This window comes from Collinsella sp. AM43-1, from assembly GCF_003467925.1.
Classification (GTDB): Bacteria; Actinomycetota; Coriobacteriia; order Coriobacteriales; family Coriobacteriaceae; genus Collinsella.
On record NZ_QSFR01000020.1, the window covers coordinates 24,458 to 35,251 of the forward strand.

General features: G+C 59.5%; 9 protein-coding genes. 5 read left to right on the forward strand and 4 right to left on the reverse strand.

Features of this window, described 5'->3' with window-relative positions; all coding sequences use genetic code 11:
- Window positions 1-116: 116 nt before the first annotated feature.
- Window positions 117-389 carry a hypothetical protein gene (locus DW925_RS08785; protein WP_117584251.1) on the forward strand — a complete coding sequence of 91 codons (273 nt, stop codon included), beginning with the start codon at window positions 117-119 and terminating at the stop codon, window positions 387-389.
- Between the two features lie 22 nt (window positions 390-411).
- Here DW925_RS08785 and DW925_RS08790 read toward each other — a convergent pair whose 3' ends face one another.
- Both DW925_RS08790 and DW925_RS08795 read right to left on the reverse strand, forming a co-directional pair.
- Complete coding sequence (locus DW925_RS08790; RefSeq protein WP_124786586.1) at window positions 412-930, reverse strand: hypothetical protein; 519 nt, start codon at window positions 928-930, stop codon at window positions 412-414.
- Window positions 931-1,072: 142 nt separating this feature from the next.
- A complete protein-coding gene (locus DW925_RS08795; RefSeq protein WP_117856218.1) occupies window positions 1,073-2,371 on the reverse strand; it encodes an ATP-binding protein in 1,299 nt (432 codons plus the stop codon).
- A 293-nt stretch (window positions 2,372-2,664) separates the two neighbouring features.
- Here DW925_RS08795 and DW925_RS08800 point away from each other — a divergent pair, with 293 nt between their 5' ends.
- Complete coding sequence (locus DW925_RS08800; RefSeq protein WP_117584253.1) at window positions 2,665-2,883, forward strand: transposase; 219 nt, start codon at window positions 2,665-2,667, stop codon at window positions 2,881-2,883.
- A gap of 144 nt (window positions 2,884-3,027) precedes the next feature.
- Here the strand turns inward: DW925_RS08800 and galE are convergent, their stop codons facing one another.
- Window positions 3,028-4,089 (reverse strand): UDP-glucose 4-epimerase GalE, encoded by a 1,062-nt coding sequence (galE, locus tag DW925_RS08805; RefSeq protein WP_117790813.1) that lies wholly within the window; start codon window positions 4,087-4,089, stop codon window positions 3,028-3,030.
- A gap of 266 nt (window positions 4,090-4,355) precedes the next feature.
- Here galE and DW925_RS08810 point away from each other — a divergent pair, with 266 nt between their 5' ends.
- A complete protein-coding gene (locus DW925_RS08810; RefSeq protein ID WP_117790814.1) occupies window positions 4,356-5,561 on the forward strand; it encodes a CHAP domain-containing protein in 1,206 nt (401 codons plus the stop codon).
- 231 nt (window positions 5,562-5,792) lie between these two features.
- Here DW925_RS08810 and murB read toward each other — a convergent pair whose 3' ends face one another.
- Window positions 5,793-6,755 carry a UDP-N-acetylmuramate dehydrogenase gene (murB, locus tag DW925_RS08815; RefSeq protein ID WP_117790815.1) on the reverse strand — a complete coding sequence of 321 codons (963 nt, stop codon included), beginning with the start codon at window positions 6,753-6,755 and terminating at the stop codon, window positions 5,793-5,795.
- A gap of 183 nt (window positions 6,756-6,938) precedes the next feature.
- Between murB and DW925_RS08820 the strand changes: the two genes are divergently transcribed.
- Both DW925_RS08820 and DW925_RS08825 read left to right on the forward strand, forming a co-directional pair.
- Window positions 6,939-7,967 (forward strand): LacI family DNA-binding transcriptional regulator, encoded by a 1,029-nt coding sequence (locus DW925_RS08820; protein ID WP_089573627.1) that lies wholly within the window; start codon window positions 6,939-6,941, stop codon window positions 7,965-7,967.
- Between the two features lie 204 nt (window positions 7,968-8,171).
- The gene (locus tag DW925_RS08825; protein WP_117790816.1) at window positions 8,172-10,700 is read left to right on the forward strand and encodes a phosphoketolase; all 2,529 of its coding nucleotides are present in this window, start codon (window positions 8,172-8,174) and stop codon (window positions 10,698-10,700) included.
- The last annotated feature ends 94 nt before the right edge of the window (window positions 10,701-10,794 follow it).

The following is a 10,794-nucleotide window of genomic DNA, read 5'->3' on the forward strand; positions in this document are numbered from 1 at the left end:
GGGCGTTCCCGACGGCCAGAACCCGCTGGGGCCCGTGAACCGGATGCGCTACTTCATGCAGTGCTTCCTGAGGGCTCATCCCGGCTCCAACCGGGACGGCATGCGGGGCTGTGGCTATGAGTCCGCCCGAGGACAAGCTTGAGAAGGTCGCGATGGTGCTCGATCGGGCAATGCGATACCCGAAAACGCTCAGGTTCAGGCAGTTCTATGCAAGAAAGCCCAGTTCAGATGAGTTCGACGAGCAATATTTATCAACACAGTGCAAGGGGGGATTATATTTGTATTTCATCCGTGTTGAGCTTCACACGGTGCGCGACTCATCGCAAACTGGCGGGCGCAGCGGAAAGAAAACCGACTGCAGACGAACGATCGATATCGGGAGCAAATAGCCACCGGATGCTTTTCGGTCTCCTACGCGTCGACCTCCGCGATTTCTTCTGCGTCTCGCCAAGTTGAAAGGAGCGATGTCGAAAACTCCTTTTCGGTTAGCGTCAAGACATCCTTCACGCAAAAACCTTTCAATTTGTCAGGAAGCCCAAAACGCGCTTTTTTCCTAATCGAGCTGGCAACCCGCTTCAACGCGGTCTTGTTCTTGTCCTCGTTGTATACCAAAACAAAGACGCAGTGCTCGCGAAACCATCTCGTCCTCTTTCCCCACAGGTCCGAGCAGATCAAAACGCTGTCCTTGCACTTCTCGATGAGGGCGTCCCTTTGGCCAAGATTGATACCAAGCTCTTCGTCATCCTTGGGATTGAGCCTCTTCCCCAGCGTCTCCTTCAGACTGCCGTTTTTAAATTCGACTAGATATAACGTTTCCCGATCGCAATACAGCGCATCGGCGGAGCGCGGGAGTTGCATCCACCTATTGACCTTCTTGCAGTAGCATTCTTTAACAGAGTCAAAATTGACAACAGGCAAATCGTCATCCACAAGAGAGACGCTCCCGTCTCTGGATGTTTTGGAGATGGTCGACGTGCAGTCCCTTAGGATACAGGTCCTGCAACGGGAGCAACCATCGCTGCCATCTGGCACCGCGGGAGAGTTCGGATGAGGGCAGGAGGCGCACAGGTCGCTACTCAAGGCCGTACTCCTCCCTCTCAAGCGTATCAAAAGGAGCCGCCAGCTTCTCGTAGGCGACCTCAGTCGAGCCGGTTATATCGGCAAAGCGAGAGCGTCCATCAGTGCAGGTCTCCGCAAGATAATATGAGCACAATCCATCAACAGCGTGCTTCTTAGAATACACTTCGATCGCATTCAGGAAATATGGACTATGGGTGCTCATTAAGACGTGCATCCCGAGCTCTTTCTGGAGCAGCACGATTATCTCGGCGAAGGCCAGCTGCCATGCAGGATGAAGATGAATCTCGGGTTCATCGAGGATAATAGTCCCTCCGGCATCTAGCGCGCCGGACTTCAAGAGCACCTTCATGATGGCGAACGTCTTCAAGCCAGCAGAAAGGTTCCCAGGCTCCAACCCCCGAGCGAAGCCCTCTTCGAGATACGTAAGGTGACCGCGACTTTCGCTCCTCTCGAAATGCCCCGGACATAAGGAGGAAACCTTGTCCATGAGAACCTTCAGGTGTCGCTCCTTCGCGATCTCTTCGAACAGCGAGGACTCGCTGTCATCGTTACGGATGGTCGCCTGAATCAAATCTTGCCGCAGCTCCTCCTGGTGTCCAAGGAGGGGCTTGAACCGAAAAGCGGGGCCGTAGGGTCCTCCGAGAGAATCGATCAGGAACGGGTCGTCCAGATAATGCGCCCTGAATCGCAAAACCCTCCTATCGTGCACCTCCGCCACCTCGTCACTTGCAACCGAGAAAACCGTAGATGCGTCCTTTATCTGGAGTTCGACCTTCCCGGGCTCTTCGCCGAAAACCGAATTGATCTGGCCGTTGAACTCGCTTCGGAACCTGTTTGTCGCAATCGCACGAAATACCTCATCATCGGAGATATCCATGATCTCGATAATCTGATCGGCAACTCCTGCTACGCCATTCGTGAAATCGGATTCGATCTCACGGGAGATCTCCTCCCCGTAATACTCCTTTATCTCATCAATAAGCTCGTCCCTCGTGCACTCGCCCGAAAAAACCCTGTCGATGAAACTATTCATTCTTCCAGCAGTTCGCCTGTGGCGAGACGTGGAGTCGAGAGGGCTTCCCACATATGCCTTCCTGATGGCGCGCTCAACACTATTGCGCCTCATGCGGTCGATTTTGTTCTCCGAATCGGACATGCTGTTGAAGGCCGCATAAAGCGCTTTTCCAACCGTGCTTTTCCCCGTCCCGTTCTCCCCGGCGATCACGGCAATACCATTAATCTCGATATCGGCCTCAGCGACCCTGCCGATGTTTTTCATCTTGATTTTCAATGCATATCACCAGCTCTAAACTCGCGAGACTCAATAGCTCGATTATCGCACAGAGAGATCGACTTCTCGAGGACTCCCTAAATGGAACGCGCGGTGAGGACATGGCTCGCCGCCGTCCGCTTCGCGTTCGCGCGGGGGAAGGTGACGACCAGGGACCTCTCCGGGCTCATCGAGAGGAGCGCCAGATTCTCCTCGTCCATTTGAACTGTATCGTATTCAAGGACACTTGACTTAGAGGAATGGCGTTGAGCGGCGATAATCGTTTCAGCGCCAAAAAGAAAGGAGTGTCAGTCATGGCAGACGGGCCCTCCTACACAGCGGGGTACCGCGCCGAGGCCGCAGACTTCGCCGCCGCGTCGGGGAAGCCCATCGCCCAAGTGGCAGCCGACCTCGGCATCAACGAGAAGACCCTGGGAAGATGGGTGACGGTCAGGAAGAAGGAGCTGACCAACCACCCGGTCGCGGCGGCCGCAAGTGCATGCGCGAGCTCGAGCTCGAGAACGAGTTCCTAAAAAGCCCCGACCTCACATTGGAGGCCGGGGCCAGTAGATTTTTGGGACATGTCTAGAAATCTACCCATGCAGGAAGCGGCATGTGCCGAGCATGTCGCGTGCTAGGTTTTGAGGCATGCCACAAAACCTAGCACGGGGGAGTGGCTACTCGGCGTCGGCGAAGCCGTTGGGGTTATGGCTCTGCCAATTCCAGCTGTCGCGGCACATGTCCGCGATGTCGTACTGGGCCTTCCAGCCCATCATGCGCTCGGCCTTGGAGGCATCGCACCAGTTGGCAGCGATGTCGCCGGCGCGGCGCTCGCGGATCACGTAGGGCAGCTCCTTGCCACAAGCCTTGGAGAAGGCGGCGACGACCTCGAGTACCGAGGTGCCGGTGCCGGTGCCCAGGTTAAAGATCTCGACGCCGGTCTTGCCGTTCATCCAGTTAAGGGCGGCAACGTGACCAGAGGCCAGATCGCACACGTGGATGTAGTCGCGCACGCCGGTGCCGTCGGGGGTGGGGTAGTCGTTGCCAAAGACCTGAACGGCCTCGAGCTTGCCCACGGCGACCTGGGCGACATAGGGCACCAGGTTGTTGGGGATGCCCTTGGGGTCCTCGCCGATCAGGCCCGACGGATGAGCGCCGATGGGGTTGAAGTAACGGAGCAGCACGACGTCCCACTCGGGGTCGGCGGTGTGGACGTCCATAAGGATCTGCTCGATCATCCACTTGGTCCAGCCATAGGGGTTGGTTGCGGGCTTCTTGGGGTCTTCCTCGGTGACGGGCGGGTTGTCCGGGTCGCCGTAGACGGTCGAGGAGCTCGAGAAGATGATGGACTTGCAGCCATGGTTGCGCATGACGTCGATGAGCACCAGGGTGTTCTCGATGTTGTTGTGGTAGTACTCGACGGGCTTGCTCACCGACTCGCCGACGGCCTTAAAGCCGGCAAAGTGGATGACACGGTCGATCTGATGGGTATCGAAGATCTTGTTCATCGCATCGCGGTCGAGCACGTTGGCCTCGTAGAAGGTGAGGTTCTTGGCGGCCTCGTCGCCCACGATGGTCTTGACGCGGTCGACGGCGACGGCGCTGGAGTTGGAGAGATCATCGACGATGACGACCTGGTAGCCACCCTCGAGCAGCTGAACGACGGTGTGCGAGCCGATAAAGCCGGCGCCACCGGTAACGAGGACGCAGATGTCTTTGGGGTCGAGTGCTTTGGACATGTAGTCTCCTATCGAATCAGGAACACTTCTAGAGGGGAGTATAGCGCAGGCGGGGACGCCCAAATGGTGCACTGTAGGAAAAGCAGAGGATTATGTTAACGTACTCATATAAGAGCTTGCTCAATTGTTACCTCAAATTTGACAATTGCTTACGAGCCGCCGACCTTGTAGTTTCCTGCCGTTCGTGGAAATCGTTGGGACGCGCCATATGTACGCTAATATGTATGAGTTGAGCGACATATAAATAAGCATGTAACGGAGTACATATGTCACCAAACAGCGATTCCATCCTTTCCCAGGAGCTCTCGCGCCGCACTGCCCTTAAGGCCCTGTTCGGCGCCGCTTCTGCGGCAGTTCTTTTTGGCCTGCCCACTCGCGCCCATGCGGCGGAGGCTTCCAAAGAAACCACCGATAAATTGAATGCCGCCCAGGCCCAGCTCGACGAGGTTCAGGCCCAGCTCGACAGCATCGCAAATGAGTATGCGGCGCTGGCCAACAAGAATGCCCAGACCCTCAACGACATCGAGAATGTCCAGGGCAAGATTGACGACACGCAGGCCCAGATCGATGAAAAGAAGGCCGAGCTCAAGAAGAAGCGCAACGACCTTTCCGATCGCGTGGCCGCCAGCTACAAGTCCGGCGGCACGAACATCCTGTCGCTGCTGCTGGCCTCTGGCTCGTTTGAGGAACTCGTCGCCAACGCGCATTACGTTGAGAAGATCAACAAGAGCGACCGCGATGCCATCGAGGATATCCAGACGATTCAGGCTGAGCTCGACGCACAGAAGACCGAGCTCGAATCACAAAAGGCCGACCTGGAGAAACTCAAGGACCAGCAGACGGCTCAGATGCAGGATATGCAGGCCAAGCAGCAAGAAGTCCAGACCGTGCTGAACGGTCTTTCCGACGACGTCAAGGAACTCATGGCTCAGCGCGATTCCGAGATCCTCGCTGCCGCCCAGGCTGAGGAGGCCGCTAGGAAGGCGGCTGCGGCAGCCGCGGCCTCTGCGAACACGGGCTCTTCTTCGGGTGGCTCGAGCTCGGGTGGCGGCTCGTATGCCGGCGGCACCCCGCAACAGACGGGCGGTTCGGGCAAGCAGCAGGCCGTCGTCAATGCGTGCTACTCGACGCCTTCTCCCGGCCAGGGCTGGTGTGCTGCCTGGGTTACCAACGTCTTCCGCAATGCCGGCGTGGGCTATTTTGGCGGCAACGCGTGTGACATGTTCAACGCCTGGTGCTATAGCTCCGACCGCTCGGCGCTGCAGGTGGGCATGATCGTGGCCGATTCCTCGCACAGCGGCACGGGTGCTCCGGGCCTTATCTACGGTCATGTGGGTATCTACGTTGGCGGCGGCATCGTTATGAGCAACGAGGGTGCCATTACGTCTAAGTCGCTTGATTCGTTTATTAGCTTCTATGGCACTGGGTCGGGCGTGCGTTGGGGCTGGCTTGGCGGTATTGCGCTGTCGTAACTGCGGCTTGAAGCTGGTTGGTCCGGGACTGCGGGCGAGGCATAAGGTTGCCTGCTCTACAGTCCTGCGCAAGACGAAGGCCACATTAAGTGGCCTTCTTTGCGTGCGGAACTCGCGACCAACCTTATGCCTCGCCCGCAGTCCCGGACCTTTCGGGTTCAAAGCGCGACACACCGGACTGGTTGCCTGATATAAAGATGGCGAAGCCCCCTTTCGGGGCCTTCTTTTTTATTAGAGGAATTCGCCTACTCGGTGGACTTCGGGTTCTAGGTCTACGTCGAATTGGTCTTTGACGGTTGTTTGGATGTGGCGGATGAGTTCGTCGACATCGGCGGCGGTGGCGTGGTCGGCGTTGACGATGAAGCCGCAGTGCTTTTCGCTCACCTGTGCGCCGCCAATGGCGTGTCCTCGCAGGCCGGCGTCCATGATGAGCTTGCCGGCAAAGTGGCCCTCGGGGCGCTTGAAGGTGGAGCCGGCACTCGGCACGTCGAGTGGCTGCTTGTCCTCGCGGCGCTGGCGGTAGTCGTCCATGTCGGCCTTGATCAGCGCGGCGTTGCCCGGGGCGAGATTGAAAGTGGCCGAAAGCACGATGAAACCGTCGTCGGCAATGCGGCTCTTGCGATAGCCCAGGTTGAGCTCATCGACATCGAACTCGATAATGCTGCCGCTACCGCGGGTGCCGTCGTCGAGCATGCGGGCGGGCTTGTAGACGCGCACGGACTCCAGCACATCGGCCATGCAGGCGCCGTATGCTCCGGCGTTCATGTAGCAGGCACCGCCGACCGATCCGGGAATGCCCGAGATGGGCTCCATGCCGGTAAGGCCGGCCTCGGCTGCCGCGGCTGCGACATCGGAAAGCAAGGCGCCGGCTGCCGCCGTGACGTGCGTGCCGTCGACCGTAATGTCGGAGAGGCCCTCGCCCAGCGCTACGACGACGCCGCGGATGCCCTTGTCGCCGACGAGCAAGTCGGAGCCGTTGCCCACGATGGTGAGTGGTAGATTGCAGCGATAGCAGGTATCGAGCGTGGCGACGAGGCCTTGCTCAGTATCGGGCGTGACAAAGACGTCGGCCGGACCGCCGATCTTAAACGTGGTGTGCTCGCGCATGGGCTCGCTCATCAGCACGTTGTCCTCGCCGGCAACGCCAGCGAGCGCGCACAGCAGGTCCTCGTTAAAAAAATCGTTCTCGTGCATACGAATATCCGCCTTTTGGTGGTCGTTGTCATCAATCGATTGCAATATACCCCACCCGGACGGATTTGGTGCGCTGGCGGCGATAAAACAGCCGTCCACCGGATTGGTAAAGTGTTTATCACCGAGGTAGAGGGGTAGTCGCTATACTTTCAAGAGATTGCGCGTAAACCCGGAAGGAGCGAGATGGCCAACAAAGTCACCCTCAAGCAGATCGCCCAGGAGGTGGGGCTTTCCCCCTCGTCGGTCTCGCTTGTTCTCAATAATCGGCCCTGTCGCATCTCGGAAGAAAACCGCAAGCTCATCAAAGAGGTCGCGGCGCGCAACCACTATGTTCCCAACCAGATTGCGCGCAGCCTGGTCATGCGCGAGTCGCGCACGCTGGGCCTTATCGTCCCTAACATCGAGAGCCGCTTTTTTGCCTCGCTCGCCGGTAGCCTGGAAAAGCGCTGCCGCGAGGACGGCTATGCGCTCTTCATTACCAGCTCGGGCGGAAGCGCCGATGACGATCTGGAGCTGCTGCGCCAGCTGGTGACGCGCGGCGTTGATGGCGTCTTCCTGGTGGTGGGTGACGAGTTCTCCGATGACCGCGCCCTGCGCGAAGAGGTCAGCCACCTGCCCATCCCGGCCGTAATGGTCGACCGTGCCATTGAGGGGCTCGAGTGCGACAAGGTGATGTTCGACCACGAGATGGGCGGCTATATGGCCACCCGCTATCTGATCGAGCAAGGCCACCGCCGTATTGCCTGCCTGGTTAATGCCCGCCGTTCCAATACGGGTCGCAAGCGACTTGCCGGCTATGAGCGCGCGCTGCGCGAGGTTGGCCTGCCGATCGACGCGCGTTTGGAGTTTGAGAGCGAGTACTACATTCCGAGCGCATACGAGGCCTCGGAGGCGGTGCTCGCAACTGACGCCACTGCCGTGTTCGCAAGCTCGGATAACATTGCCCTCGGTTTGCTCAAGCGCTTGCACGAGATGGGGAAGAGCATCCCGGGCGATATCTCGGTGGTGAGCTATGACAACTCGGCGGCCGACGTTCTCTTTGAGCCGGCACTGACCGCGATTGAGCAGGACCCTGGTGTCCTTGCGGAGCATGCTTTTGGCTGCATGTCCAAGCGTCTTGCCGGTAGGGGCGGCAGGCGTGCCGAAGAGGTCGTTCTGGAGCCGGAGCTTATCGTTAAGGACAGCGTGCTCGAGCTTACTAAACACAACTAAACACGTTTACCAATTTGCAGAGACCGAATGTGGAGCACCTGTGACAATCAACGCCGCAGGTGAATGTCGCGTTTTGCTAATCGATGGGATTGATAAGGGTGGTAAAACGTTTTTTCACCATGATAAAACGTTTTAGCAAATATACTGGTCCCAACGAAAGGTTGCCGTATTGGAGGGTGACCGCACAGCGAAGGGACATAAACAATGGCTAAAACACTGGGGACGCCGTGGCAAAAGCTGGGCCACGAGGTGCCGGCTTCCGAGCTCGAGGGCGTCGACCTGTATTGGCGCGCATCGAACTATCTGTCCGTCGGTCAGATCTACCTTCGCTCTAACCCGCTAATGCGCCCCGACTTTGTCGACGAGAAAACCGGTGAGGTGCGCGACTTCGGTCGTCCGGACGTTAAGCACCGCCTGGTTGGCCACTGGGGCACCACGCCCGGCATCAACTTCCTGTTCGGTCACGTCAATCGACTGATCGCCGACCACAACCAGAATGCTATCTTCTTGATGGGCCCTGGTCACGGTGGCCCCGCCGGTACTGCTCAGTCGCTGCTCGACGGCACCTACCGTGAGATTCGTCCCGACATCACCAATGACGAGGCCGGCCTGCAGAAGTTCTTCCGCCAGTTCTCCTATCCCGGCGGCATCCCGAGCCACTTTGCGCCCGAGACGCCCGGCTCCATCCACGAGGGCGGCGAGCTCGGCTACACGCTCAGCCATGCCTACGGTGCCGTCATGGACAACCCGAGCCTGCTGGCCGTGGCCGTGGTGGGCGACGGCGAGTCCGAGACCGGTCCGCTCGCGACCTCTTGGCAGTCCAACAAGCTCGTGAACCCGGCAACCGACGGTATCGTCCTGCCGATCCTGCACCTCAACGGCTACAAGATCGCCAACCCCACTATCCTTGCTCGCGTGTCCGACGAGGAGCTCACCAAGTTCTTTGAGGGCATGGGCTACAAGCCGCACTTCTTTGTCGCCGGTTTTGACGACGAGAGCCACGTGAGCATCCACGAGCGTTTCGCCGCCCTGTTTGAGCAGGTCTTTGACGAGATCTGCGATATCAAGGCCACCGCTCAGGCCCAGGCCGCCGCGGGCGAGACCGTGGTCCGTCCGGCCTATCCCATGATCGTGTTCCGCACGCCCAAGGGCTGGACTTGCCCCAAGCACATCGACGGCAAGAAGACCGAGGACTCCTGGCGCGCGCATCAGGTGCCGCTGGCGAGTGCCAAGGACACCCACGAGCACTTCCGCGTGCTTCGCGAGTGGCTGCGCTCCTACAAGCCCGAGGAACTCTTTACGCCCGAGGGCCAGGTGCGCCCCGAGGTGACGGCCTTTATGCCGACCGGCGAGCTGCGCATCGGCGCCAATCCCAACGCAAACGGCGGCAAGGTGCGCCGCGAGCTCGAGCTGCCCGATATCCACGCCCACGAGATCCCCGTCGCAAGCAAGGGTCACGGCTGGGGCTCCACCGAGGCCGCCCGTGTCTTTGGTGAGTACACTGCCGACGTCCTGGCCAAGAACATGGACGACTTCCGCATCTTCGGTCCCGACGAGACCGCGTCCAACCGCCTGCAGGCTGCCTACAAGGTGACCAAGAAGCAGTGGGATGCCGGATTCTACGAGGACGAGGCCAACGACGAGCTGCTGGCCGGCTCCGGTAAGGTTGTCGAGCAGCTGTCCGAGCACCAATGTGAGGGTTTCCTCGAAGCCTACGTGCTCACCGGACGCTCCGGCGTGTGGAGCTCCTACGAGAGCTTTGTCCACGTCGTCGATTCCATGGTCAACCAGCACTGCAAATGGCTCGAGGCCACCAAGCGCGAGATTCCGTGGCGTGCTCCCATCAGCGGCCTCAACATTTTGCTGTCGAGCCACGTGTGGCGCCAGGACCACAACGGATTCTCGCACCAGGACCCCGGCTTTATCGACCTGCTGCTCAACAAGGCCAACGACACGCATATCGTGAATGCTTACTATCCGGCTGACGCCAATATGGCTCTCGCTGTGGCCGAGCGTGTCTACCAGTCCACCGACTGCGTCAACGCCATCTTCTGTGGCAAGCAGCCCGCTCCCACCTTCCAGACGGTCGACGAGGCCAAGTCCGAGCTCGCCGAGGGTGTCGCGACTTGGGAGTGGGCATCGACTGCCGACTCGCTCGCCGAGGCTGACGTCGTAGTTGCCACGTGCGGTGACGTGCCGACGCTCGAGGCTCTGGCCGCAACCGATATGCTGCGCGAGTTGGGCATTAAGGTGTGGTTCGTCAACGTGGTCGATCTGCTCAAGATTCAGAACGTCTGCGAGAACGACCAGGCCATCAGCGATGAGCGCTGGGCTGAGCTGTTCGGCTGCGGTGAGAAGCCCGTGCTCTTCGCATTCCACGCCTATGCCGGCACGATTCGCCGCCTGATCTGGAACCGCCCCGGCCACGACACCTTCCGCGTCCACGGCTACGAGGAGAAGGGCTCCACGACCACGCCGTTCGACATGCTGCGCCTGAACAGCATGGACCGCTGGGCGCTTGCCGCCGACGTGCTGCGCATGGTCGACGTCGATAAGTTTGCCGAGCAGATTGACGAGTGGGAGGCTTTCCGCACCGAGGCCTTTGAGTTTGCGTGCGACGAGGGCTTCGATCACCCGGCCTTTACCGACTGGGTCTGGCCCGACGCTGCAGCTGCAACTGCCGCCGACGGCACGCTCTCCGCAACGCAGATGACCGCAGGCGACAACGAGTAGGTAGGCATCCGGGACGGTCTCGCGCTGGGGCCGCCTCCGGGCTGGTGCCCTTCCTCGGAGAAGTGGGCTTCGCGAACTTCTCCGAGGAAGGGCA

Coding starts and splice junctions, on each gene's coding strand:
- DW925_RS08785 (WP_117584251.1), top strand. CDS start 117: ATGAGTCCGCCCGAGGACAAGCTTGAGAAGGTCGCGATGGTGCTCGAT.
- DW925_RS08800 (WP_117584253.1), top strand. CDS start 2,665: ATGGCAGACGGGCCCTCCTACACAGCGGGGTACCGCGCCGAGGCCGCA.
- galE (WP_117790813.1), bottom strand. CDS start 4,089: ATGTCCAAAGCACTCGACCCCAAAGACATCTGCGTCCTCGTTACCGGT.
- DW925_RS08810 (WP_117790814.1), top strand. CDS start 4,356: ATGTCACCAAACAGCGATTCCATCCTTTCCCAGGAGCTCTCGCGCCGC.
- murB (WP_117790815.1), bottom strand. CDS start 6,755: ATGCACGAGAACGATTTTTTTAACGAGGACCTGCTGTGCGCGCTCGCT.
- DW925_RS08820 (WP_089573627.1), top strand. CDS start 6,939: ATGGCCAACAAAGTCACCCTCAAGCAGATCGCCCAGGAGGTGGGGCTT.
- DW925_RS08825 (WP_117790816.1), top strand. CDS start 8,172: ATGGCTAAAACACTGGGGACGCCGTGGCAAAAGCTGGGCCACGAGGTG.